The following is a 24519-nucleotide window of genomic DNA, read 5'->3' as shown; positions in this document are numbered from 1 at the left end:
GGCCTTTATGAAAAAGGCCCGCCGGGCGGATCGACGCGCCGGCGGGCCTGGAATGGTTTCAGGTTCGCAGGAAGGCGCTTACTTGCCGCCTTCGAAAATCAGGTACGGCGCAACGTACACGAAGGCGAAGAGGAAGAGCCACACGACGTCAACGAAGTGCCAGTACCAGGCAGCGAATTCGAAGCCGAGGTGCTTCTGCGGGGTCATGCCGCCCATCATCAGGCGCATCAGGCAGATGGCGAGGAAGATGGTGCCGATGACAACGTGCGCGCCGTGGAAGCCGGTCGCCATGAAGAAGGCCGAACCATAGAGCGTGCCGTCATAGGTGAAGCCGGCTTCGCTGTATTCGATGACCTGAAGCGAGGTGAACGCCATGCCGAGCAGGATGGTGAGCAGCAGGCCGAGCTTGGCACCCGAACGGTCATTGTGCTGCAGCGCGTGGTGAGCCCAGGTGACCGTGGTGCCCGACAGGAGCAGGACCAGCGTGTTGATCAGCGGCAGGTGGAAGGGGTCGAAAGTTTCGACGCCAGCGGGCGGCCAGCTTTTGAAACAAGCCAGCGCATCGGCATAGAGCGGGTTGGTTGCGTCCCATGTGTCGCCAACGCGGGCGTGTTCAAAGATCGAGAATTCAAAGAAGCCCCAGAACCAGGCCACGAAGAACATGACTTCCGACGCGATGAACAGGATCATGCCGTAACGCAGGCCGATGGACACAACCGGCGTATGGTCGCCATGGGCGCCCTCTTTGGCGACTTCACGCCACCAGCCGATCATCACCCAGATGACCATGGCAAACCCGACGGCCATGAGCCAGGGGGTGCCCTTTTCCATGCCGAAAAGGCCCTTCATGTAGGTCACACCGCCAAGGGCCAGAACCACGACGGACAATGAACCGAGCAGTGGCCATGGGGAGGGATTGACGAGATGGTAGTCGTGTTTGACGTCGCCGCTGGACATGGCTTGGGAAACCCCTTGAAATTATCACGTATAGCTTTGCGCTGTTTAGCCCGCTCCGCAGGCGAAACGCAACAGGTTCAGCCGGGCGTGGCCGAATTCGCCGCACCCTGCGCCTGTTGCTTCAGCGGACCCTTGTACTCGGTACTGTCGAAGAACGTATAGCTCAGCGTGATTGTCTCAAGCTGGTTGGCCACGTGATCATCGATAATATCGGGCGAAATGAAGTAAACGACCGGCAGTTTCTTCGATTCGTGGGGGGCGATAACGCGCTCCTCGAAGCAGAAACACTCCAGTTTATAAAAATACGGCCCGGCGAAGTGCGGCGTCACATTATAGCTCGCGATCACGCGAATCGGCCGGTCAGTCGGATTTTCGACTTCGAAAAAGGCAAGGCCGTGCTGGCCGATCTTCACTTTCTGGTCGCGCTGCAGCGGACGGAAGGTCAACGGCGTGTCGGCCACGTTCGCATCGAACCGGACGGTGATTTCCTGATCGAGGATTTCCTTGGGCGCGCGGGTGGCGATTCGCGTCGTGCCGCCAAAGCCAGTGACCTGACAGAAGCTCTTGTAAAGCGGCTCCGCCATGAAGGCGAGGCCAAGCATGCCGGTGAAAACGCCTGCTGCAATCAGGCCGATCGTGACATTCGACAGTTTCATTCGGGTGCTCCCTCAGGCTCAAGCCCCGGCGGCGGGGCGGCCTGGTCCTGCGTCATGCCGGGCGGAAGGGCCGGCTGGTCATCAATCGGCATGCGGCCGTCTTCGCGCGCGCTGCCACCGCTATTGCTGTAATAGAAACCGGCGCCTTCGCTGAGATTGGCGTTCGCCAGTCGGATCATCGTGGTGATGGCCACGAGAACAACAAAGCCCAGCAGGGCAAGGCCGAGCCAGAGATTGCGCTTCTTGCGGGCCGCGACCGCTTCCGGTGTCAGGTGCGCCGCAGGGATGAACTCGCCCTCATAGGGCTCTTTGGAATCCGTCATCTCAGAAGCCCTTTACGGCAAAATACAATCCGGTCGCGTGCTCCAGGATCAGCGCGGCAAACACGACGAACAGGTAGAGGATCGAGAACAGGAACATGGACCGGGCCAGTTTCTTCTCGGCGCCGGTGCAATCATCGTCGCCCGCCTTGGACAGGAAAACCCGAACGGCATAGGTGAGAAACACTGCGCCCAGCACACCGGCCGTGACGGCATAGATCCAGCCGCCAAGCCCGGTCGCCACAGGGGCAAGCGCGAGCGGCACCAGCAGGATCGTGTAAATGAGCATCTGCAGGCGGGTCGCCTTGGCGCCATGGGTGACCGGCAGCATCGGCACGCCGGCCTTCTCGTATTCGCCATGCGCCAGCAGGCTGAGCGCCCAGAAGTGCGGCGGTGTCCAGAAGAAGATGATGGCGAACAGGATCCAGGCATCGACCGGCGTATTGCCCGTCACGGCGGCCCAGCCGATGACCGGCGGGAAGGCCCCTGCGCCGCCACCGATGACGATGTTCTGCGGCGTCGAGCGCTTAAGCCACATCGTGTAGATGACGCCGTAATAGAAGATGGAGAACGCCAGCAGCGCGGCAGCCAACCAGTTGGACGCGAGCCACATCAGCATCACCGATACGCCGGACATGATGAGGCCCATGGCGATCGCCTCCTCGCGCGGCACGGCGCCGGACGGGATCGGGCGGGTCGCGGTGCGCGTCATGATCGCGTCGATATCGGAGTCGAACCACATGTTGATCGCACCAGCCGCGCCCGATCCGAGGGCCACGGCAAGCAGGGCGATCACGGCCATCAATGGATTGATCGGCGTTTGCGTTGCGCTGGACGCCGCAATCAGGCCAGCCGCCGCGGTGAAGACGACGAGCATCATGATGCGCGGCTTCATCAGGTTCACATAGTCGCTCGCGGTGGCGTAGCGCTTTGCAGGTGTGGCGGGTGCGTCTGTCATGGTCGGAGCCTTATGGGGCATTCAAGCGAAACGGCCCATACGCCTTTTCAGCGCAGGGCCGCTTCGTGATTTGGGCCTGCCACGGTGCCGAAGCCTAACCGCGGCGAGGACGAATTAGTGGCCGCCCTTGGTCGTGACGTGGGGCAGTTCGTTGAACTGGTGGAATGGCGGCGGCGAAGACAGCGTCCATTCCAGCGTCGTAGCGCCCTCACCCCATGGGTTGGCTTCACCCTTGCGGCGGCGGATCATGGCTTCGGCGAGACCGAAGAAGAAGACCAGCGTGCCGACGAGCGTGATGGCGTAACCGATGGACGACACATAGTGCCAGGTGTGGAAGCCGTCAGCATAGTCGATGTAGCGGCGTGGCATGCCCTGCAGGCCGAGGAAGTGCTGCGGGAAGAACAGGACGTTCGAACCGATAAACATCAGCCAGAAGTGCAGGCCGCCAAGGAAGCCATTGTACTTGATGCCGAACATCTTCTCGAACCAGTAGTACCAGCCGGCGAAGAGACCGAACACGGCGCCGAGCGACAGCACGTAGTGGAAGTGCGCCACGACGTAATAGGTGTCGTGAAGGGCGTGGTCGATACCGGCGTTTGCCAGAACCACACCGGTCACACCGCCAACGGTGAACAGGAAGATGAAGCCGATGGCCCAGAGCATCGGGACCTTGAACTCGATGGAGCCGCCCCACATTGTGGCGATCCACGAGAAGATCTTGATGCCGGTCGGCACCGCGATGACCATGGTGGCCGCGATGAAGTAGGCTTTCAGGTCCACGTTCATGCCGACCGTGTACATGTGGTGAGCCCACACGACGAAGCCGATGACACCGATCGACACCATGGCATAGGCCATGCCGAGATAACCGAAGATCGGTTTCTTGGAGAAGGTCGAGACGATGTGGCTGATGATGCCGAAGGCCGGCAGGATCATGATGTAGACTTCAGGGTGACCGAAGAACCAGAACAGGTGCTGGAACATGACGGGGTCGCCGCCACCAGCCGGATTGAAGAACTGCGAGCCGAAGTTACGGTCGGTCAGCAGCATTGTCAGGGCGCCGGCAAGAACGGGCAGCGACAGGAGCAGCAGAACGGCCGTGACGAGAACGCCCCAGGCGAAGAGCGGCATCTTGTGCATGGTCATGCCAGGCGCACGCATGTTCAGGATGGTGACGATGAAGTTGATGGCGCCGAGGATGGACGCGATACCCGCCGTGTGGAGCGAGAGGATCAGGACGTCCATGGCCGGACCGGGGTGGCCGGTCGTCGACGAGAGCGGCGGATAGAGCACCCAGCCGCCGCCGAAACCATTACCGGCCGAGTTGCCGGGAACCGTCATCGAGATACAGGCCAGGACGAACGCAGCGACCGTCATCCAGAACGAAATGTTGTTCATGCGCGGGAAGGCCATGTCCGGCGCGCCGATCATCAGCGGCACGAACCAGTTGCCGAAACCGCCGATCAGGGCGGGCATGACCATGAAGAAGATCATGATCAGGCCGTGATAGGTGATGACCGTGTTGTAGAATTGCTTGGCATGCGTGATGGCCGCATCGCCCTGCACGCCTTGCAGGTGCTCGACGATCCAGAGCATCGGGCCGATGCCCGGCTCGGCCAGTTCCCAGCGGATCAGGCCGGAAAGGGTGTAACCGACAATACCCGCACACATCGCGAAGATGAGGTAGAGCGTGCCGATGTCCTTGTGGTTCGTCGACAGGAACCAGCGCCGGAAGAAAGGCGGCTTGTGGTCGTGGGCATCGTGGTGATGGTCGAGGGCGATTTCATCCATTGGCATGGCGTATCTACTCTTCTCTCAAAGCTTAGTGGTTGGCAGCGAGCTTGGTGCTCGGCTCAATGGCGGCGATGGTCTGGACCGCGGAATAGGCGCCTTCATAGTCGCCTGCGAGCATCAGCTGGGCCCACTGGTCGAACTGGGCCTGCGGGACAACGTGGACCTCGATCGGCATGTAGGCATGGTCGATGCCGCACAGTTCGGAACACTGGCCGTAATAGATGCCCGGCTCGTCGACGAGGAACCAGCCCTCGTTGAGGCGGCCTGGAACAGCGTCCGTCTTCACGCCGAAGGCCGGCACGGTCCACGAGTGGATCACGTCAGCAGCCGCCGTGTAGTAGCGGATGTAACGGCCAGCCGGGATGACCATCGGATAGTCGACAGCCAGGTTGCGCGGCAGGGAATCATAGTTCGTGCGGCCGGTGGACTCTTCGTATTTCTTCTTGTCGTCGGGCGTGCCCTTGTGGACGGCGTTGGACACGAATTCCAGCGGAACGCCATCAGCGTCGACAATGTCGGGATAGGAATAGGTCCAGTTCCACTGGTTGCCCTGGGCCTTGACGTTGATGAAGCCCTTCTCGGCCGCATCCGGGAAATAGTTCTTCGTGTAGCGCTCGTACTCGGCCGACTTGCCGTCAGCCAGTAGCTCGGCTGATTCGGTCTTGATCTTGTCGAGGTTCGGCACGACGTCCTGATAGTAGAGGTTCGGGAAGGACAGGCCGGCAATCGCCACAAGGATGAGCGCCGGAACGATGGTCCAGATCACCTCGATGAGGGAGTTGTGGCTGAACTTGCGCGAGACCGGGTTGGACTTGCGATTGTAGCGCACCATGACCCAGACCAGCAGGACGGACACGAAGATCGTGATCGCCGTGATGATCCACAGGACATAGTCGTTGTGGAAGAAGTGAATGCGTTCTGCAATGCGGGTTGCAGCGGGCTGAAAGCCGAGCGCACCGTCGTGGGGAATGGCAGCAAACGCCGGTGCAGCCAGTATTGAAGCGCACAGGGCGGCAAAAAAGTGTCGCACGAAGGAATCCTCGTCTCGTTGGAATTGCTCCGCTGTATCTATATCAGACCGCCCCCGCAACCCAGCAGTTTTCGCGCTCAATATTGTCGCAGGCGCTCGTCGCATATGGGAAATCGTGCTAATCTAAGGAAAAATACGAATAGGGAGACGTCAATGGTTAAACTATATGTACTCGCTTCACTTGCATTCTCGCTCACAGCGCCCTTCGCTTCAGCCCAGGTTGCCATTCTCGGCAGCGGCGTATCCAAGGACTGCTATGAAGCCGCCAAATACCAGCGCGTGTCCGCACGCGAAGGCGAGGAAATCTGCACCAAGGCCCTCGAAGCCGAGGTGATGAATATCACGAACAAGGCCGCCACCTATACGAATCGCGGCGTGCTCCGCATGCGCGCGGGCCGCCTCGAAGCCGCGCTTTCCGACTATGACATCGCCAAGCAGATGCGGCCCGACGAAGGCGCGACCTACCTGAATGAAGGTGCCGCGCATATCCTGCGCAAGGATTACACTTCGGCCCTGGTCTCGCTCGACAAGGCAATCGAACTGAATTCACACGATCTCTACGCGGCGTTCTACAATCGGGCGATCGCCAAGGAGAATACGGGTGACATCCGGGGGGCCTATTTCGACTTCAAGACGGCTGATGAGCTGAATCCTGAATCAGACCTGGCCCGCAAGCAAATGGCGCGTTTCGAGATCTCGACAAACTGAAGGCCCGGCTGCGCTTAGGCGATATTTTCGGGCTTTCTAAAACCTGACGTGGAACCAATCCGGCAACCTGCCGTTTCCCTTTTCAGAATTCACAATGGAAAAGGAAACACCATGTTGCGCTGGGCTATCATCTTTCTCGTCGTCGCGCTTGTCGCGGCAGTTCTCGGTTTTGGCGGCATTGCCGGCACTGCGGCTGGCATCGCGAAACTGCTGGCACTGATCTTCATCGTCCTGTTCGTTGTCTCGCTGATTTTCGGCGGCCTGCGTAGGGGATGACCTCACCCTCGTCCGCCTCGACGGATGAAACGAAGCGAGCGCCCGCTACGCATAGCTGGGCGCTCGTTGGTATTTTTTGGATCATGGCCCTGAGCACACTGACCGTGGCTCAGGGCCTTATTGTACCAATCGTCACCGCCATGATGCTGGCGCTGATCTTCAGCCCCGTCCGGCGGGCACTTGGCAGCGTCGGGATCCCTTCCGGCGTCTCGGCAGCGCTGATCCTCCTCGCCCTGCTCGGATTTATCGGAACACTGGGCTATTTCGTTTCCGGCGCTGCGAGCGACAGGCTCGCCGACGCACCGCACATGATCGAGGATGCCGGCGACAAGCTGAAGGAGCTCACAGGCACGGTACAGCCGGTGATGGATGCCACCGAGCAGATCGAGCACATCGCTGCCAAGGAGCCCGCCAAGGACACGGTCACCATCCGCGAGCCCGGCTTCATGGCCGGATTCACCGACAAGATGCCCATCGTTACAGGGCAAATCATCATCTGCCTGACGCTCGCCTTCTTCCTGATCGCCTCGGGTGACCTGTTCTATGAGAAGCTCGTACAGGTCATGCCCACGCTGAAGGACAAACGGCGCGCCCTCGCCATAGCCCGGGCGATCGAGAACCAGCTATCGGTCTACCTGCTGACGATCACGCTCATCAACATGGGGCTCGGCGTTGCCATCGGCCTGGCTATGTGGGCGCTGGGCATGCCGGATCCGCTCCTCTTCGGCCTCGCCGGATTCCTGCTGAACTATATCCCCTATATCGGGGCGATGGCCGGTGTCGGCATCTCGTTCATTGTCGCGCTGGTCACATTCGATTCGGCATCAGCCGCTCTCCTGCCAGCCTTCATCTATTGGGGGCTGACATCCTTCGAGGGCCAGTTCGTGACGCCTGTGATGGTGGGCCGTCGCCTGCGGCTCAATGCTGTTGTGGTCTTCGTGTCATTCGCCCTCTGGGCTTGGCTCTGGTCGTTCATGGGCATGCTGCTGTCGACACCGATGTTGCTGACCATGAAAGTCGTGTCCGACAATGTGCCCGGCATGGCCAGCTTCGGGAAGTTCCTTGCCGACAGGGATGACCTCTCGCGCTCGGACCGGCGCATCCTCAAATTCATCTTCCGCCGCGACGTGCCGCTCGCGAAACGCAAGGTGACGAAGGAGGCCGAAACAGCCGCGAAAGACAAACCCGCGTCGTCCGACTCCAAGCCCGAGGCCGAGCCGCAAACGGCTTGAGCAGGCTTTGCACTTGCTGCAGCGGCCAATCACACGCATCTAGGATGCATGACCCAGACCGAATTACCCTTCGATATCGCCCGCGCTGCGGATATCCTGTCTGACGCTGTCTCCGGCGGCGATGACGGCGACCTCTTCATCGAGCGCTCGCGCTCTGAAAGTTTCATGTTCGACGATGGCCGCCTGAAATCGGCTGCCTTCGACACAGACCAAGGCTTTGGCCTGCGGGTCGTGGCAGGCGAAGCGCAGGGCAGCGGCTACGGCTCCGAACTCTCCCTCGACGCCATCAAGCGCGGCGCGCTGACGGCATCGCAGGCCAAGCGCGGCTATTCCGGCCGCCTCGCTGACGGTCCCCAGCCAACCAATCGCCGCCTTTATGCCCCCATCGACCCGACCTCGGCACCTGATTTCACGGCGAAGACGGGCCTGCTCGCCGAGATCGACGCCTGGACACGGGCGCTGGACCCGCGCGTCGTGCAGGTCTCCGTCTCGCTCGCAGGCAGCCACCGGGAAGTCGACATCATTCGTCCCGATGGCGCTGTCTTCTCCGATGTGCGCCCTCTCGTGCGCCTCAATGTCTCCGTGACGCTGGAAGAGAATGGCCGCCGCGAATCGGCCAGCGCCGGCGCAGGTGGCCGCGCGGCCTATGACGAATGGATCCAGCCCGGCCGCTGGCAGGACCTTGTTCGCCGCGCGCTCGGCAAGGCGTCGGTGAACCTTCAGTCCATCCCCACGCCTGCGGGCGTGATGGAAGTCGTGCTCGGCCCAGGCTGGCCCGCCGTGCTGCTGCACGAAGCGGTCGGCCACGGCCTCGAAGGTGACTTCAACCGCAAGGGCACAAGCGTCTATGCCGGTCGGATCGGCGAACAGGTGGCCGCCAAGGGCGTCACCGTGATCGACGACGGCTCGATCGAAGCCCGCCGCGGTTCGCTCTCGTTCGATGATGAGGGCACGCCGACCCAGCGCACCGTGCTGATCGAGGACGGCATCCTGAAAGGTTACATGCAGGACCGCCTGAACGCCCGCCTGATGGGCGTCGCACCAACCGGCAATGGCCGCCGCGAAAGCTATGAAGCCCAGACCATGCCCCGGATGACCAACACGGTCATGCTGGGCGGTGACAAGGACCCGGCCGAGATCGTTTCCTCGATCAAGCGCGGCCTGTGGGCGGTCGATTTTGGTGGTGGCCAGGTCGACATCACGTCGGGCAATTTCGTGTTCCAGTGCACCGAGGCCTATCTCGTCGAGAACGGCAAGGTCGTGGCGCCGGTCAAGAATGCCACGCTGATCGGCCACGGGCCGACCGTGCTGCAGCAGGTCTCCATGATCGGCAACGACTTCGCCATGGATGACGGCGTCGGCGTCTGCGGCAAGGCCGGACAGTCCATTCCGGTGGGCGTCGGCCAGCCGACGCTCAAGGTCGGTGCCCTGACCGTAGGCGGCGCCGGATAAAATTCGCGTTAGGATTCACGCTGACTCTTGCGGCCCTGCGAGGGTTTTGCCACTTTATCGCCACATTGGGCGCCGGGTTCGTTAAGCATCCCGGCCTGCGGCGTAGAGGGTAAGATACGGCAATGAGATTGAGATTCCTTGCATTGGCTTGTGGGGCGATGGGCCTGGGCGGTGTGGCCATGGCGGATATCGAGACACTATCGGCCGATACGGCCTATCAGATGTCCCAGAAGGGCGAGCTTGTGCTGATCGACGTGCGCACGCCGTCGGAATGGGCGATGACCGGCATGCCGCGCGACAGCGTGGGCGCCACGCTGCAGGATACCGATTTCGTCGCAAGGGCACGCGGAGCCGTTCTCGGTGACCTGGACCAGCCTGTCGCCGTGATCTGCAAGTCCGGCACGCGCTCGACCTCTGCAGCGCAGAAACTGGTCTCCGAAGGCTTTGGTCACGTGTTCAACATCACTGAAGGCATGGCCGGCCATCTCGGCGCGGGCGACGGCTGGATCAAGCGCGGCCTGCCAACAGACCCGTTCAACCCGCCGGACCGGTAGACATATCAATCTCATAATAAAAAAAGGGCGGCCTTTGCGGGCCGCCCTTTTGTCTTGTCCGGCTGTTAGCCGAGGGTCTTGTCCGGTGCGCCCGGATCCGTGTTCGAGCCGAACGTATCGACCGTTGCGACGTCTTCGGACAGGTCGTCTGCCTCAAGCGTCTCAAGATGCATCATCTTGGTCAGGAAGGGCGAGGCGATGGCAAACAGCACGCCCACGCCGATGGCGACCCAGCCGACCTTTGTATAGACGCCGAGCACCTGCCCGACACCTTCACCGCCGGAAGCCGTCGCCTGCGCGATCAGGGCCGCAACCGCGTTACCGGCGCCCGACGCCAGGAACCACGCGCCCATCATCAGGCCGACCATGGAGGTCACCGACAGACGCGTCATGGCCGACAGGCCGACCGGGCTCATGCAAAGCTCGCCGGTGGTGTGCAGCAGGTAGATCAGGAAGATGAAGATAACCGGCGTCAGGCCGTCACCGGCTGCGCCGAAGACCAGCACGAGGAAGCCGAGACCGAGCTGCATCAGCGCCAGAGCGAACTTCATCGGCGCACTTGGCTCCCAGCCCTTCTTGCTGAGCCAGATCCAGAGCCCGGCGAAAACAGGACCGAGCGTCATGATGTAAAGCGCGTTGATCGACTGGAACATCGAGGCGGGCACTTCCCAGCCGAGCAGGTTCCGGTCGACATGCTCATCCGTGAAGATGTTCAGTGACGAGCCTGCCTGTTCGAACAGACCCCAGAAGAGGACGTTGGTGGAGATGAGGACAAGCGCCACGATGATCCGGTTCCGCTGGTGCGGATTGAGCTTTGCCACCGCGCGCCAGACGATGAACAGGTAGGTCACGATCATGGAGGCCAGGAGCAGCAGGTTGACCGCGCCCTGGCTGCGGACGAGGAACCAGACGATCAGCGTGGTCACGAGCGCGCCAGCCCAGATCGTATGTTCCCGGCTGAGCGGACCGATGATCTTGTCTGCCAGCAGCGCAGGATTGCTCGGCTCCCCTGCCCCCTTGAGCGCGGGCCTGCCCCAGACGAACACGACAAGGCCCAGCAGCATGCCGACACCCGCCGCGCCAAACCCGTAGGCCCAGCCATAGACTTCGCCGAGATAGCCGGCGATCAGCGCGCCGAGGAAGGCGCCTGTGTTGATGCCGACATAGAAGATGGTGAAGGCGGAATCGCGCCGTGCATCCGTCTTGGGATAAAGCGAACCGACAATCGTCGAGATGTTGGCCTTGAGGAAGCCGACGCCGACGATGATCAGCGCAAGGCTGAGATAAAAGATGTTGAGCACGCCGGGATCGGCTGTCTCACCGGCGGCGACCGGGTCGCCCTCAATCGCCATGCCGAGGTGCCCGAGCACGAGGAAGATCGCCCCGATGGTGACGGCCTTGCGCGCGCCGAGATACCTGTCTGCGAGAAATCCGCCGATCACCGGCGTGATATAGACGAGCGTCGTATAGGCGCCGTAGAGGCCGTAGGCGGCTTCACGGTCGAACAGGAAGTGCTTGGTCAGATAGAGGACCAGCAATGCCCGCATGCCGTAATAGGAGAAGCGCTCCCACATCTCTGTGAAGAAGAGGACGTATAGGCCTCTCGGATGCCCCAGAAATGTCTTGTCGTAATCCTGCCCGTCGGCCATCGAATTGTCTGTCACGCAGCGCTCTCCCGTCAGCTTCCCTGAATTTCGCATATTGAGCCTGCTCTGGCGCATGGCTCAAGGCATTTTCTGCTTTTTCAGGAAGCTGAGAGGGAAAAGCGTGCCCCTAATAGGCCTCTTCTGTGAAAATAGGGCGCACGTCGCGGTTCCAGGGGCCGTGATAGCGGGCGAGGAGCCGGTCGGCGGGTGTGAGGCCTGTCTTGGCGATGTCGTCGAGTTCAGTGAGGTAACCGGTCTCGTCATCCCCGGACGTGGACAGGTTGGCGCGGTTGCGCAGGCCCTGCCGCGAGAGCTCCAGCACCTGCTTGGCAAGATCCTGCATCGAGCCGCCGCCGGGCACAGGCGTCCGCAGGCCAAGCGTGCGAACGCCCTGACGCATGCATTCGCGCTCGGCATCGGTCCAGTTCTTGACCAGATCCCAGGCGGCATCGAGGCACTGGTCGCAATAGAGCAGCCCCGTCCAGAAGGCGGAGAAGGCGCAGAGGCGGCTCCACGGACCGGCATCGGACCCGCGCATTTCGAGGAAGCGCTTTAGGCGCACTTCCGGGAAAATCGTTGAAAGATGGTCTTCGAAGTCGCCCATGGCGGGCAGTTCGCCCGGCAGGATGGGCAGCTTGCCCGCCATGAAGTCGCGGAAGCTGAGCCCGCTGGCATCGAGATACTTACCCTGACGGCGCACGAAATACATCGGCACATCCAGCGCATAATCGACATATTGCTCAAAGCCGAAGCCCTGATCGAACACGAAGGGCAGCATGCCCGTTCGGTCCGGGTCCGTGTCGGTCCAGATCTGCGAGCGGTAGGAGAGGAAGCCGTTCGGCCGTCCGTCAAGGAAGGGCGAATTGGCGAAAAGCGCCGTACCAAGCGGCTGAAGCGCCAGCGAGACACGGAATTTCTTCACCATGTCGGCTTCCGAGCCGAAATCGAGATTGGTCTGTACGGTGCAGGTGCGGAACATCATCTGGCGGCCGAGGCGGCCCACCTTGTCCATGTATTCCGTCATGATGCGGTAGCGGCCCTTGGGCATTACCGGCGTCTCGGCGAGACTCCAGAGCGGGCTCGCGCCTGTGCCCAGGAAGGCAATGCCGAGCGGCTCGGCAATCTGGCGGACCTCCTCGAGGTGGCTGCCGACCTCATTACAGGTCTGGTGGATGGTCTGCAGCGGCGCGCCTGACAGTTCAAACTGGCCGCCGGGCTCCAGCGAGACGCTCGCCCCGTCCTTTTTGAGGCCAATGAGGTGCCCCCCCTCAATAATGGACTCCCAGCCAAAAGTGTCGCGCAGGCCTTCCAGCATGGCACGGATAGACGCCTTGCCCTCATACGGAAGCGGCCGCAGGTCGGCTGTGGTGAAGCCGAATTTCTCGTGTTCGGTGCCGATACGCCAGTCCGCACGGGGCTTTGACCCGGCGTCAAGGTACTCGACCAGTTCGGTCTTGGATTCGATACGTGCGGAGGACTCGTCGATGTCCGCGGTCGGTGTGGTCATCTCGGCCTCCCATAAATCGGCGATGGAAGTGCACATAGGTATGTTTCATCCCGACGCCAACCGGGTTATTCTATCCTTTGAAGAGAGAGTCTAAGGGGCATAAGTGACCAAGCTGAAGGCAGACGAGCGCGACGACCTGAAGATGTGGGCCAGAATCCACGTCCGCGGAGGCTATGAAGAAGCCGATGAGATCGAGGAAATCCTCTACGAACTCACCGAAGACTTCGAGACCCCGATGTCGGAACGCGACCGCCGGATCGAGGTGCGCAATGCCCTCATCGGGGCTGCGCAGACGCTGGTCGACGAGCAGGATTCCTGGCCTGTGCTGACCGATTATGACCGGCTGGAGCTGGCCATGGACACGCTTGAAGACAATGGCGTGGTCGCGCGGGCCAACTTCACCTGTTGCGGCAATTGCGGGGCCGCCGAGATCGGCGCCGAGATCGAGGACTACGAGGCCCTCGGCCAGGTTGCCCGCGGTTATGTCTTCTTCCACCAGCAGGACACGGAAAGCGCCGTCGAGGGCCATGGGCTCTATTTCAGCTATGGCGCGGCCCATTCCGAGCATGACGCGGCCCATATCGCGATTGCGCAGGAATTGTTCGACCTGCTGGTCGCGGTCGGCCTCAAGCCGCACTGGGACGGCAAGATCGACCACCGCGTCGGCGTCGTGCTCGACTGGAAGCGCCGCTGGGTGGACGGCGTGCCGACCCCGCTGAAGCGCTGGTCTTTCTAACGGGGTTTAATTTCCCCAATCGCCGCAGATCGCCTGCCACAGGGTCATCGCCGCCACGGCCGCCGTTTCCGCACGCAATATGCGCGGGCCGAGACTGACGGGGTGGGTGCCTTCGCGGGCCCGCAGGAAACCGCGCTCCGCCGGGCTGAAACCGCCTTCGGGCCCGATCAGGATGGCGGCCGCCTGCCCTTTCAGGCCTTCCAGCACCTGCACCATCGGCTCGGCACGCCCCGACTGGCCACCCCAGGGGGCATCTGCCTCATCGCCAGCCTCGTCACAGAAGATCAGCACTGTCCCGGCCGGCAGCGCCTCCAGGGCCGCGTCGAGACCCAAGGCATCGGCGAGGAGCGGCACGTCCAGCCGTTCGGTCTGCTCGGCGGCCTCCAGCGCGATCTTTTCGAACCGGTCGAGGCGCACGGTGCGCGACTGGGTGCGCTCGGTGATGACGGGCTGGATGAAGCCGGCGCCCAGCTCGGTCGCTTTCTCGACGATGAAGTCGGTCTCCGATTTCTTGACCGGCGCAAAGAGCAGCGTCAGCGGCGCCCTGGCCTGTGCCGGCTGCTCGCGCAGCTGCTCGGCGGGGGTCATCTCGGCGCGGCGGCCAGCCACGGCGCTGATCTCGGCGCGCCATTCGCCGTCACGGCCATTGAACACACGGGCGGCGTCTCCCACGCCGAGTCGCATGACGCGGGTCAGGTATTTTGCCTGCTCCTCGTCGAGCTCGAAGGCATTGCCTGCGACAAGATCACTGTTCACGAATAGGCGAGGCATGGAACTCATGGGCGTCCTATATGCCTATATAGAATTGAAGTTAAGCCGAAGGACTGTCTCATGAGCAAACCCGTTGTCACATCGATCAACCCCGCCACCGGAGACGTGCTTCAGACCTTTACCCCCCATGGCAGCGCAAATGTCGATGCGGCGATCGAGCGGGCGGACGACCGGTTCCAGACCTGGCGCCTCTCCAGCTTCACCGAACGCTCCCGCCTGATGCACAAGGCCGCCGACATTCTCGACGCCAGAAAAGATGCCTTTGCCCGCACCATGACCATGGAAATGGGCAAACCCCTGCGCGAGGCTGTGGCCGAAGTGGAGAAGTGCGCGCTCGTCTGCCGCCACTATGCCGACCATGCGGAGGCCTATCTGAAGGATGAGACGATCCAGACCGAGGCGAAGCGATCCTATGTCCGCAACCTGCCCATCGGCCCGGTTCTGGCCGTGATGCCGTGGAACTACCCGTTCTGGCAGGTCTTCCGCTTTGCCGCGCCGACGCTGATGGCGGGCAATGTGGGCCTGTTGAAACATGCATCGAATGTGTGGGGCTCGGCCCTCAATATTGAGAAAGTGTTCCGCGAGGCGGGCTTTCCGGAAGGCTGTTTCCAGACGCTGCTGATCGGATCGAAAGCGATTGAAGGCGTCATCCGCGACTCGCGGGTCAAGGCCGTGACGCTGACCGGTTCAGGCCCCGCCGGGCGCAGCGTGGCCAGCATTGCAGGCGAGGAGCTGAAGCCCTCGCTGCTGGAACTCGGCGGATCGGACGCGTTCATCGTCATGCCGTCGGCGGATATTGCCAAGGCAGTCGATACCGCCGTGAAATCGCGCAACAAGAATAATGGCCAGTCCTGCATCGCGGCGAAGCGTTTCTTCGTGCACGCCGATATCTATGACGCCTTCACGCGGGACTTCGTGAAACAGGTCGAGGCGCTGCGCGTCGGGGATCCGATGCTGGACACGACCGATATCGGGCCGCTGGCGACCAAGAGCATCCGGGATGATCTGGCGAGCCAGGTGGAGGCGACGCTGAAGGGCGGCGCGCAACTGATCAGCAAGCCGGCCGACGTGGACGACAAGGGCTGGTGGTTTGCCCCGCAAGTCCTCTCCGAAGCGCCGCGCGGCACGCCGGGGTCGGACGAGGAAATGTTCGGGCCCGCGGCCAATCTCTGGCGCGTCGACAGCCTGCCGGAAGCGATCCTCAAGGCCAATCACAGCGATTTTGGGCTCGGCTCGGCGCTCTTCACGCAGGATGAGGCCGAGATCGAGGAAGCCGTGCGCGACCTGCAGGCAGGCTCGACCTTCGTCAACGCGCTCGTCGCCTCCGACCCGCGCCTCCCCTTCGGCGGCGTGAAACAGTCAGGCTATGGCCGCGAACTCGCGGCGGATGGCATCAAGGCCTTCGTGAACCGGAAGACCGTTTCGGTGAGCTGAGCCTCTGTATCCCTATCCTTGGCGAAAGCCGGGGTCTTTCTCCCGTTGGCTGAGGCTCCCTTTGAGAACGCGGTACCGGACCCCCACCCAGCCTCCCCCTTGCAGGGGGAGAAGTCCCTTTTGTGAGGTGCCGTTATTCCCAAAAAGCGCGGACTGTTCTCCCCCTGAAAGGGGGGAGGTAGAGGGGGGTCATGCAGGTGCGACCGGAAACGCCCCTAGGGCGTCCGGCAAAACTGTCTGATTGTGCCGCGGACTCAGCCCGAACTTTCCCAGCTCTTGAACGCGTCGCGCAGCAATTCCGGCAGGGCCGTGGCGATGGCGCCCAGCTCCGGCGGCAGGCGGTGGGTGCGGGTCATGGGAAGTGCCATGGGGGCCGGGTCTCCGGCCTTGCGCTGGCGCTCGAGGGTTCGGGCGAGGCGGCGGGCGTGGGCTTCGGGCGCCGCGAGCAGTTCCTGCAAAGCCGCGAGGCGGGCGAGGATCGGGGCGGCCTGAACGGGTCCGCAGGATCGCGCCGCTGCCGCAAGCCCGTCCCGGTTCATGTCCGGCCCCAGGATGCGGGGCGAGAGGCCCGTGAGGCGGCCCGAGGCCTTGGTCTCGACCCGCTCGGTGCACGAAGGATGCACGGAAAATGCACGGATAGGGACCGGCGGCAGCACGAGCCCCAAGGCCATCAGAGTGAGAAGCCGCCGGATGATGATTTCGAGCCGCGCGAGTTCGGCCCGGGCGCGCTGGGCGAGGGTTCGCTTCAGTGTAGTGGGGTTGAGGTGCGCGTTCGTCATCGCAGCGACGGCGCTCAGAGCGCGTTGCGCCTGGGCGATACCGTGACTGACGAAGGCGGACGTTTTGGTCATGGCGGCCAGTATAGGCCGGGCGCCATTAGGGTTGGATAAGGTGGGGGCGCGGGGCGGCCTACTATTGATGAGCATCGCGATGCTCACCCCCTAAGCTTGCTCTCGCCGGTCGCCCGAAGTATGTCTGCGGCGGGGAGAGAGCGATGAAAGTATGTATCTCGCTTCTTATGATCGTGCTTTTCAGCACTGGCTGTTCGGATTCTGATCGTAGGGCATTTTTGACCAGTCGTTGTGAGGCTGCCCTTATGCCGTCGTCACCATACCTCACGAAAACCAGGGTCGATACACTTTCGGTTTATCCCGATGATGCGCCTCCAGTTCTTCTTAAGCCGGATGTTGCTGAATATCGGGAGCAAACAGTCGCGGCCAACTTTGGTTTTGGATACAACGATGTCTTTTCGGTCGATGATGCCGATTTGATCGTGCGGACCGTTCGAAATTTAGGCGATAAAACCTCAGATACGAGCACAGCCACTCTTTATTCGAACGATTATTGTGTCCTTCAAAAGCGAGGTGACCAAGTTGAGTTTATTTATGTTTCCGGGGGCGCCTCTGAGCATGCAAGGGAGTATGGTGTGTGCTTTGCCAGCCAGTTTCTATTGTTTGCGGGTTTCGATCCAAAATTTGCGGATTCTCTAATTATCCGTACGCAGGCGGATAAAATAAGAACTGATCAAAATCAATTTTATGATGTGATTGTCCAGGTTGTTGACAAGGAGCACTTGCGCGTCGGTTTGAGCCTGAAGGGGCCCAATATGGCATGCCTTTTGAGGGCAAAAAGCGAGCTTAGGCTGCATTAAGCCTAGCGTGATGCGCATAGGCCCAAAGACTGATGCATTACGGCCTGAGGCTTTAATGCGCTTTACGGGACTTGCTCCAATTGCCTGCGATCCCGGCCTTCGCCGGAACTTCGGTGTATGGGGTGGGGCATGAGGAAAGCGCTGCGACCAGCAGTGTCCGCCAGGGGGGCACGGCGGCCGGTCGCAGCGCCCAGTCCTCAGGCGGCGCCGGTCGGGGCGGGTGGCACCTGGCCTGTGGCGGGTTTGCGCGACGTGGAATCATCGCTGCGAATGCTGTCACGCACGGAATCCGTCAGCCGTCCGAGCACGGAGTCTTCACCTGTGAGATGGTGCTTGTCGGCTTCGGTTTTTACCGTGGAGAAGAAGCGGCCAAGCTTCTTGCGGTTGGCATAGCCTGCAACGGCGGCGAGGCCGAGCAGCGCGATTGTGGAGGGATATGACTTGCTGGACATGATATGGTCCTTTCCGGTTTCGGGGGTTACGCGGGAGTGCGACGTGAGAAGAAATTCCAGATCACAAGAACGATGATCGCGCCGAGCGTGGCGCCGATAAGGCCTGCGCCGTCACCTTCGCCATAGAAGCCAAGCGTCTGGCCGAGGAAGGTGAAGACGAAGGCGCCGACAACGCCGAGCAGCATCGTGAGCAGGAAGCCTTTCGGCTCGTTCTTGCCGGGGTGGAGAAACTTGGCGATGACACCGGCAATGAGGCCGATGAAGAGAGTCATGATGAAGCCCATCTGGCGGGAGTCCTTTGCGGCTGGATTGCCAAATTAATCCGCGCCAATGACTTTCGTTCCGGGCTAACAGAATGATTATTTGTTTTGTCGCGGCTCAGGTGCGCGGCGGGCCTCGGCGACAAAATCGACAAAGGCGCGCAGCGGCGCCGGCATGTAGCGCCGGCTGTAGAAATAGAGCTGCGGGCCTTCAAACTCCGGCCACCAATCCTGAAGCACCGGCTCCAGCGCGCCGGAGGCGAAATGCGGCTCGAGCCAGTTGCGGAAGCCCTGGATCAGGCCGAAGCCATTGATCGCAGCCTTGATGGCCGCGCTTCCGCCCGCCGTGCCGACGATCAGGCGGCCTTCCGGCTCGACCACGAGCTCCTCGCCATCACGCGCAAACTCCCACGGGATCAAGGCGCCGCTCGAGAATCGCAGGCGGATGCATTCATGCTGCAACAGGTCGCGCGGATGGTCCGGGCGGCCGTTGGCCTTGAGCCAGGCGGGCGAGGCGGCGATGGCGGCCTGCTGCGTGGCGGGGCCGATGGGCACGGCGATCATGTCCTGCGCGAGACGCTCGCCATAGCGGATGCCCGCATCACAGCCCGCCGCAACGGAGTCGACGAAGCGGTCGTCGACCATGATCTCGACACTGACGTCCGGATGGCGGCGCAGGAATGCCTCGACCAGTGGCGGCAGGATGTCGACCATGACGGCGCCGGGCACATTCAGCCGCAGCGTGCCGCGCACGGCATTGCCGGAGCTCATGGCGGATTCGACGGCGGCGCGCGCCTCGGAGAGGATCGGTTCAAGGCGGGCGGCGAGGTCGCGCCCGGCATCTGTCGGCGTGACGGAGCGCGTGGTGCGGCTGACCAGGCGCACGCCCATGCTGGCCTCAAGGCGCGACAGGGTTTCGCTGACGGTCGAGGGCGAGACGCCCAACTGGCGCGAGGCATCGCGGAAGCCGCCAGCGCGCACGATGGCCAGGAAGACGGAGAGTTCATCGAGGGAGGCGGGCATATTGTTCGACATACCGATCAGTCTATTCGGGATTGGCCGGATTATCAATTCGGTTGTCGGGCGCTATTTCGAAGGCGCACAAGGAGACCCGCGCGATGACACAGACAGACACGAAACCCTCTGCGACCGCCGCAGGCCGCTTCACGCTTCCGGGCACGGACATCAGCATTAACCGCATGGGCTATGGCGCGATGCAGCTCGCCGGGCCCGGCGTGTTTGGCCCGCCCAAGGACGAGGCCGTGGCCCGCGACGTGTTGCGCGAGGCAATTGCGCTGGGGGTCGACCATATCGACACGAGCGACTTCTACGGGCCGCACGTGACCAACCGGCTGATCCGCGAGGCGCTGCATCCCTATCCGGCCGACCTGACGCTGGTGACGAAGGTCGGCGCATATCGGGACGACAAGGGCGCCTGGCTGCACGACATCACACCGGACTTCCTGAAACGTTCGGTCGAGGAGAACCTGGAGAACCTGAAACTGGAACGCATGGATGTGGTGAACCTGCGCATTGCGGGCCCGGGGGAAGACGTGACCAAGGCCATGAAGGCGCTGCGCGACCTGCAGGACGAGGGCCTTGTCGGCCATATCGGGATGAGCACGGTGACGATGGAGCAGCTAAGGGCGGGTCAGGATATCGCCCCGGTCGTGTGCGTGCAGAACCTCTACAATATCGTGTTCCGCGAAGACGACGCGATGATCGACCAGCTGGCGGAGGCAGGCATTGCCTATGTTCCGTATTTCCCGCTTGGGGGCTTTTCGCCGATCCAGTCGGCGGGCCTGAATGACGTGGCGGCGGACCTTGGCACGACGCCGCAGCAGGTGGCGCTTGCCTGGCTGCTGCACCGCAGCCCGAACATGCTGCTGATTCCGGGCACGGGCTCGATCGCGCACCTGCACGAGAATGTGGCGGCGGCGGCGCTGGACCTGACGCCGGAGGCGAAGCGCACGCTGGACGGGCTGGCGGCGGCATAATTGGCCGGGCAATCGGCGCGCCGTCGATTGCTTATCCTTCGCGGCCCGCCTAAATGCTCATTATGAGCAAAGTACTGGATATTCTCGCCGCGCAGCTGAACCCCGTGGTTGGCGACATCAATGGCAACCTGGCGCTGGCCCGGGAGGCCTATGCCGAGGCGAAGGAGCGGGACGCGGACCTGCTGGTGCTGAGCGAGCTGTTCATCCTCGGCTATCCGGCGGAAGATCTCGTGCTGAAGCCGAGCGCCGTGGAATTGTCCATGGCGGCCGTGCAGACGCTGGCGGGCGAGACGGCCGGCGGGCCGGCCATACTGATCGGCTGCCCATGGGATGTGGACGGGAAAGTGCACAATTCATCGGTCCTGCTGAAGGATGGCATTGTGGCCGGGCGGTGTGACAAGCGCGAGCTGCCGAACTATGGCGTCTTCGACGAGAAGCGGATCTTTGCGCCGGGCGAAGGCGCGCCTTTCGTGTTCACATTGAAGGGCGTGAAGGTGGGCGTCGCGATCTGTGAGGACATCTGGTTCGAGCGGGTGCCACTATCGCTCAAAGGCGCGGGCGCGCAAATGCTGATCGTGCCGAACGGGTCGCCCTGGCGCCGGACGGTGCATGCCGAGCGGCACACCACGTTCAGCGCCTGGCGGAAGACCGGCGTGCCCTACCTCTTCGTCAACCAGGTCGGCGGGCAGGACGAGCTGGTGTTCGACGGCTCCAGCTATGCCGTGGACGATGATGGCACCGAGCACCAGTTGCTGGGCGATTTCGAGACGGGCACGGCGCTGGTCTCGTTCGACGGTGCGACGGGCAGTTTCCAGAGCGGGCCGAAAGCCACGCTGACCGAAGGCTGGGAGGCGGAATACCGCGCGGCGGTCCTGGCGCTCGGCGACTATGTGAACAAGAACCGGTTTCCCGGCGTGGTGCTCGGCATGTCGGGCGGCATCGACTCGGCGCTGACGGCGGCGATCGCGGTGGATGCGCTGGGCGCAGAGCGCGTCTGGTGTGTGATGATGCCGTCGAAATATACGTCGAGCGACAGCCTCGAGGATGCCAAGGCCTGCGCCGAGATGCTCGGCTGCAAGTATGACATCATCAACATCCGCCCCGGCGTGAACGCGCTGGACGAGATGCTGGCGGACCAGTTCGCCGGGACACAGCCGAACACGACCGAAGAGAATATTCAGTCGCGCTTGCGCGGGCTGACGCTGATGGCCCTGTCCAACAAGTTCGGCCACATGGTGGTGACGACGGGCAACAAGAGCGAGATGGCCGTCGGCTATGCGACGCTCTATGGCGACATGTGCGGCGGCTACAATGCGCTGAAGGATTTCTACAAGACCGAAGTGTTCGAACTGGCCAAGTGGCGCAACACGACGATCCCGCGTGGCGCGCTGGGGCCCGGCGGCGAAGTGATCCCTGTGCGTATCATCACCAAGCCGCCCTCCGCGGAACTGCGCGAGGACCAGCGCGACGATGACAGCCTGCCGCCCTATGACGTGCTGGACGACATCCTGCGCGGCCTTGTGGACCTTGAAGAGGACATCGACGACATCCTCGCGCGCGGCCATGACGTCGCCACGGTCCGCCGTATCGAGCACCTGCTCTACATCGCCGAGTACAAGCGCCGCCAGGCTCCGCCGGGCGTAAAAGTGGGCGGCAAGAATTTCGGCCGCGACCGGCGCTACCCGATCACCAACCGGTTCCGGGACGACTGAGGCCTACTCGATCGGTTCTTCGCCGAGGCTGCCGGCCAGCGCGGCGTTCTGCTCCGCTTCGGCGCGGATGCCTTCCACCTGGTCCAGCGTGATGTCCGACGCGTCGCCATAGCCGGTGATCGGCGATGGCACGATGCCGGGCACGGTGACCACTTCGTCGTAGAGCAGCCAGGCCCTGGAGCCATCGGTGCAGGTGACGCGAAGCCATTCGTCTTCCTGGCCCTTGGTGGCCTGGATATCGGTAATGTCCATCAGTTCGGCTTCGTTGATGTCATATTCCGTGCCGGCATAGGAGAGGATCGCAAAGCCCTCGCCGAGATAGCGCAGATAGTTCAGCTGCTCGCCCTGCTTCAGGTCCAGCGTCTGCATGCTGCCCGCATCGCTGATATATTCGATCTGGGCGTCCTGATTGAGCGTGACGGGGAAGGTTTTCGTGGCGACGAAGAATTCCAGCTCGTCGGACGAGACGCGCGGATTGTTCCAGAGCTGGTAATTGGCAAGCTGCGGCAGTGTGCACGCCTTGTCCTGCGGCGAGGCCGGGTTGGGCCTGGCGCGGCCCATGACGCTGATGCCCTCATCGAGCACGACAAAGCCCGCCGGATATTCGCCCGGCCAGCCGGGCGAAATATACCAGCCCTCGCCATAGCCGGAGAGCTTGGCAAAGTCCGGCGCCACATAGTCGCTCGCCTGAGGCGTTTCGCTGAGCGAGCCCGGCTCGGCCATTTCATGGTCCTCGACCGGCACGATGTCGCTTTCCTGCGGCACGTCCTTGGACTGGCCACAGGCAGCCAGCAGGATGGCGGCGGTGAGCATCCAGCCATATTTCATATCCGACTCCTTCGGGCGACTCGCTCGAGTCTCATTGATTAGCATAAACAATAGCAAGATTGTGACCTCAATGCCTTGGCTTTTTAGTCAATTTGATGTCGAAAGCGGCTTGGAATGACTGGAAAACAACGCCCATGACCCACCCGATTGTCCGCTTTGCCCCTTCGCCCACCGGGCGCCTGCACGTTGGCAACGTTCGCACAGCCCTGATCAACTGGCTGTTTGCGCACGCGAAGGGCGGTAAATTCATCCTGCGTATCGACGATACGGACCTTGAGCGCTCCACCAAGGCCTATGAAGACGGCCTGCGCGAAGACCTGACATGGCTCGGCCTCGTCTGGGCCGACACGTTCAGCCAGTCCGATCGCTTTGCGGAATATGACAAGGCCGCCGCGCGCCTGAAGGAGATGGGCCTCCTCTATGCCTGCTATGAAACCGCCGACGAACTGGAGCGCAAGCGCAAGATCGCCCTCTCGCGTGGCCGCCCGCCCGTCTATGACCGTGCCTCGCTGGACCTGACGGACGAGGAGAAAGCCAAGCTGGAAGCCGACGGCGTCAAGCCGCACTGGCGCTTCAAGCTTTCGGGCAACCGCGTCGAATGGGACGATCTCGTGCGCGGCCCGCAAAGCATCGATACGTCGAGCCTGTCAGACCCCGTGCTGATCCGCGAGGACGGCTCCTACCTCTACACGATGCCCTCGGTGGTCGATGATATCGACGCCGGAATCACGCATGTCGTGCGCGGCGAGGACCATGTGACCAATTCCGGCGCGCAGATCGAGATCTTCCTCGCGCTGGGCCGCACGGCCCCGCAAATGGCCCACACGCCGCTGCTGATCGGCGCGGACGGCCAAGGCCTATCCAAGCGTCTCGGCTCGCTCTCCATGGGCGAACTGCGCGCGCAGGGCTATGAGCCGATGGCGATCACCAGCCTGCTGGCCAAGATCGGCACGTCCGACAATGTCGAGGCGCGCACGAGCCTTGATGAACTGGCCAGCGAATTCGACTTCGGCAAGATCGGCCGCGCCCCGGCGCGCTTTGACGAGGCGGACCTCCTCTCGCTCAACGCGCATATCCTGCACGGCCTGCCCTTTGAGGATGTGAAGGAGCGGCTCGCCGCGATCGATCCGAAAGCGGCTGACGAAGCCTTCTGGACGGTTGTGCGCCAGAACTGCTCGCTGCTGCCGGACGTGTCGGCCTGGGTGGATGTCGTGTTTGGCGATACGGCGCCGCTGGTCGATGTCGAGGACAAGGACTTCGTGCTGCAGGCAGCTGACCTTCTGCCCGAAGGCGAGCTGACCGCCGAGACCTGGAGCGAATGGACGAACGCCGTGAAAGCCGCGACGGGCCGCAAGGGCAAGGGCCTGTTCATGACCCTGCGCAAGGCCCTGACGGGTCAGGAGCATGGGCCGGACATGGCGAGCCTGATGCCGCTGATCGGGCGTGAGCGGGCACTGGCTAGGCTGAAAGCGGCTTAAAGGCCCTCACCTCCCACTGCCTTCGGCAGCGGGCCCCTCCTCTCCCAGAGGGAGAGGCGTTAAGTGGCTCTTCCCGTCAAACCCCTCTCCCTCTGGGAGAGGAGGGGCCC

At 62.4% G+C, this 24519-nt stretch carries 25 protein-coding genes; 11 read left to right on the top strand and 14 right to left on the bottom strand.

Features of this window, described 5'->3' with window-relative positions; genetic code table 11:
• Nucleotides 1-78: 78 nt before the first annotated feature.
• The 6 genes from HY30_RS18765 to coxB all read right to left on the bottom strand — a co-directional run bounded on the left by HY30_RS18765 (nucleotide 79) and on the right by coxB (nucleotide 5715).
• The gene (locus HY30_RS18765) at nucleotides 79-957 is read right to left on the bottom strand and encodes a cytochrome c oxidase subunit 3 (RefSeq protein WP_034744714.1); all 879 of its coding nucleotides are present in this window, start codon (nucleotides 955-957) and stop codon (nucleotides 79-81) included.
• A gap of 77 nt (nucleotides 958-1034) precedes the next feature.
• On the bottom strand, nucleotides 1035-1613 hold the full coding sequence (locus HY30_RS18760; RefSeq protein WP_051615737.1) for a cytochrome c oxidase assembly protein: 579 nt from the start codon (nucleotides 1611-1613) through the stop codon (nucleotides 1035-1037).
• The gene (locus HY30_RS18755) at nucleotides 1610-1936 is read right to left on the bottom strand and encodes a hypothetical protein (protein ID WP_034744712.1); all 327 of its coding nucleotides are present in this window, start codon (nucleotides 1934-1936) and stop codon (nucleotides 1610-1612) included. The genes HY30_RS18760 and HY30_RS18755 overlap by 4 nt, the downstream gene beginning before the upstream one ends.
• 1 nt (nucleotide 1937) lies before the next feature.
• Complete coding sequence (gene cyoE, locus HY30_RS18750) at nucleotides 1938-2891, bottom strand: heme o synthase (RefSeq protein ID WP_034744840.1); 954 nt, start codon at nucleotides 2889-2891, stop codon at nucleotides 1938-1940.
• A gap of 114 nt (nucleotides 2892-3005) precedes the next feature.
• On the bottom strand, nucleotides 3006-4688 hold the full coding sequence (gene ctaD, locus HY30_RS18745; RefSeq protein ID WP_155839425.1) for a cytochrome c oxidase subunit I: 1683 nt from the start codon (nucleotides 4686-4688) through the stop codon (nucleotides 3006-3008).
• 25 nt (nucleotides 4689-4713) lie between these two features.
• Entirely contained in the window at nucleotides 4714-5715 is a 1002-nt protein-coding gene (coxB, locus tag HY30_RS18740; protein ID WP_034744706.1) for a cytochrome c oxidase subunit II, read from the bottom strand.
• Between the two features lie 153 nt (nucleotides 5716-5868).
• Between coxB and HY30_RS18735 the strand changes: the two genes are divergently transcribed.
• The 5 genes from HY30_RS18735 (at nucleotide 5869) to HY30_RS18715 (ending at nucleotide 9937) form a co-directional block, all read left to right on the top strand.
• Complete coding sequence (locus HY30_RS18735; RefSeq protein ID WP_034744702.1) at nucleotides 5869-6423, top strand: tetratricopeptide repeat protein; 555 nt, start codon at nucleotides 5869-5871, stop codon at nucleotides 6421-6423.
• A gap of 111 nt (nucleotides 6424-6534) precedes the next feature.
• The gene (locus HY30_RS19875; RefSeq protein WP_034744699.1) at nucleotides 6535-6699 is read left to right on the top strand and encodes a DUF1328 domain-containing protein; all 165 of its coding nucleotides are present in this window, start codon (nucleotides 6535-6537) and stop codon (nucleotides 6697-6699) included.
• Complete coding sequence (locus tag HY30_RS18725; RefSeq protein ID WP_051615736.1) at nucleotides 6696-7931, top strand: AI-2E family transporter; 1236 nt, start codon at nucleotides 6696-6698, stop codon at nucleotides 7929-7931. Before HY30_RS19875 ends, HY30_RS18725 begins: the two co-directional genes overlap by 4 nt.
• 48 nt (nucleotides 7932-7979) lie before the next feature.
• A complete protein-coding gene (tldD, locus tag HY30_RS18720; protein ID WP_034744696.1) occupies nucleotides 7980-9383 on the top strand; it encodes a metalloprotease TldD in 1404 nt (467 codons plus the stop codon).
• 122 nt (nucleotides 9384-9505) lie between these two features.
• Nucleotides 9506-9937 (top strand): rhodanese-like domain-containing protein, encoded by a 432-nt coding sequence (locus HY30_RS18715; protein WP_034744694.1) that lies wholly within the window; start codon nucleotides 9506-9508, stop codon nucleotides 9935-9937.
• 65 nt (nucleotides 9938-10002) lie between these two features.
• Here the strand turns inward: HY30_RS18715 and HY30_RS18710 are convergent, their stop codons facing one another.
• Together HY30_RS18710 and HY30_RS18705 are read right to left on the bottom strand one after the other, a co-directional pair.
• Complete coding sequence (locus tag HY30_RS18710) at nucleotides 10003-11586, bottom strand: peptide MFS transporter (protein WP_051615755.1); 1584 nt, start codon at nucleotides 11584-11586, stop codon at nucleotides 10003-10005.
• Nucleotides 11587-11710: 124 nt separating this feature from the next.
• A complete protein-coding gene (locus tag HY30_RS18705; protein WP_034744831.1) occupies nucleotides 11711-13090 on the bottom strand; it encodes a glutamate--cysteine ligase in 1380 nt (459 codons plus the stop codon).
• A 103-nt stretch (nucleotides 13091-13193) separates the two neighbouring features.
• Here HY30_RS18705 and HY30_RS18700 point away from each other — a divergent pair, with 103 nt between their 5' ends.
• A complete protein-coding gene (locus HY30_RS18700; protein WP_051615733.1) occupies nucleotides 13194-13826 on the top strand; it encodes a DUF6891 domain-containing protein in 633 nt (210 codons plus the stop codon).
• Nucleotides 13827-13832: 6 nt separating this feature from the next.
• Here HY30_RS18700 and HY30_RS18695 read toward each other — a convergent pair whose 3' ends face one another.
• Nucleotides 13833-14597, bottom strand: coding sequence for a 16S rRNA (uracil(1498)-N(3))-methyltransferase (locus HY30_RS18695; RefSeq protein WP_241765785.1), 765 nt, complete (start codon nucleotides 14595-14597; stop codon nucleotides 13833-13835).
• Between the two features lie 60 nt (nucleotides 14598-14657).
• Here HY30_RS18695 and HY30_RS18690 point away from each other — a divergent pair, with 60 nt between their 5' ends.
• Nucleotides 14658-16031 (top strand): NAD-dependent succinate-semialdehyde dehydrogenase, encoded by a 1374-nt coding sequence (locus tag HY30_RS18690; protein ID WP_034744688.1) that lies wholly within the window; start codon nucleotides 14658-14660, stop codon nucleotides 16029-16031.
• A 254-nt stretch (nucleotides 16032-16285) separates the two neighbouring features.
• On the opposite strand, the gene HY30_RS18685 is transcribed toward HY30_RS18690, so the two are convergent.
• On the bottom strand, nucleotides 16286-16882 hold the full coding sequence (locus HY30_RS18685; protein ID WP_034744685.1) for a hypothetical protein: 597 nt from the start codon (nucleotides 16880-16882) through the stop codon (nucleotides 16286-16288).
• Nucleotides 16883-17025: 143 nt separating this feature from the next.
• On the opposite strand from HY30_RS18685, the gene HY30_RS18680 reads away from it, so the two are divergent.
• Nucleotides 17026-17682 carry a hypothetical protein gene (locus HY30_RS18680; protein WP_034744681.1) on the top strand — a complete coding sequence of 219 codons (657 nt, stop codon included), beginning with the start codon at nucleotides 17026-17028 and terminating at the stop codon, nucleotides 17680-17682.
• A gap of 197 nt (nucleotides 17683-17879) precedes the next feature.
• Here HY30_RS18680 and HY30_RS18675 read toward each other — a convergent pair whose 3' ends face one another.
• The 3 genes from HY30_RS18675 to HY30_RS18665 all read right to left on the bottom strand — a co-directional run bounded on the left by HY30_RS18675 (nucleotide 17880) and on the right by HY30_RS18665 (nucleotide 19429).
• Nucleotides 17880-18134: a hypothetical protein gene (locus HY30_RS18675; RefSeq protein ID WP_034744678.1), complete on the bottom strand. Its 255-nt coding sequence runs from the start codon at nucleotides 18132-18134 to the stop codon at nucleotides 17880-17882.
• A 26-nt stretch (nucleotides 18135-18160) separates the two neighbouring features.
• Complete coding sequence (locus HY30_RS18670) at nucleotides 18161-18418, bottom strand: GlsB/YeaQ/YmgE family stress response membrane protein (RefSeq protein ID WP_034744676.1); 258 nt, start codon at nucleotides 18416-18418, stop codon at nucleotides 18161-18163.
• Nucleotides 18419-18493: 75 nt separating this feature from the next.
• On the bottom strand, nucleotides 18494-19429 hold the full coding sequence (locus HY30_RS18665; RefSeq protein WP_081812372.1) for a LysR family transcriptional regulator: 936 nt from the start codon (nucleotides 19427-19429) through the stop codon (nucleotides 18494-18496).
• Between the two features lie 83 nt (nucleotides 19430-19512).
• Here HY30_RS18665 and HY30_RS18660 point away from each other — a divergent pair, with 83 nt between their 5' ends.
• Both HY30_RS18660 and HY30_RS18655 read left to right on the top strand, forming a co-directional pair.
• Nucleotides 19513-20391, top strand: coding sequence for an oxidoreductase (locus HY30_RS18660; protein ID WP_034744674.1), 879 nt, complete (start codon nucleotides 19513-19515; stop codon nucleotides 20389-20391).
• A 62-nt stretch (nucleotides 20392-20453) separates the two neighbouring features.
• A complete protein-coding gene (locus HY30_RS18655) occupies nucleotides 20454-22103 on the top strand; it encodes an NAD+ synthase (protein ID WP_034744821.1) in 1650 nt (549 codons plus the stop codon).
• A gap of 3 nt (nucleotides 22104-22106) precedes the next feature.
• On the opposite strand, the gene HY30_RS18650 is transcribed toward HY30_RS18655, so the two are convergent.
• Nucleotides 22107-22931: a hypothetical protein gene (locus HY30_RS18650; RefSeq protein ID WP_051615732.1), complete on the bottom strand. Its 825-nt coding sequence runs from the start codon at nucleotides 22929-22931 to the stop codon at nucleotides 22107-22109.
• Nucleotides 22932-23065: 134 nt separating this feature from the next.
• On the opposite strand from HY30_RS18650, the gene gltX reads away from it, so the two are divergent.
• Nucleotides 23066-24409, top strand: a complete 1344-nt coding sequence (gene gltX / locus HY30_RS18645; protein ID WP_034744671.1) for a glutamate--tRNA ligase — start codon at nucleotides 23066-23068, stop codon at nucleotides 24407-24409.
• The last annotated feature ends 110 nt before the right edge of the window (nucleotides 24410-24519 follow it).

The sequence above is a fragment of the Hyphomonas chukchiensis genome (genome assembly GCF_000682695.1).
In the GTDB taxonomy this organism is placed as follows: domain Bacteria; phylum Pseudomonadota; class Alphaproteobacteria; order Caulobacterales; family Hyphomonadaceae; genus Hyphomonas; species Hyphomonas chukchiensis.
The sequence above is the reverse complement of the archived record's forward strand: the minus strand, read 5'-3'. Positions and strand labels throughout refer to the sequence as shown.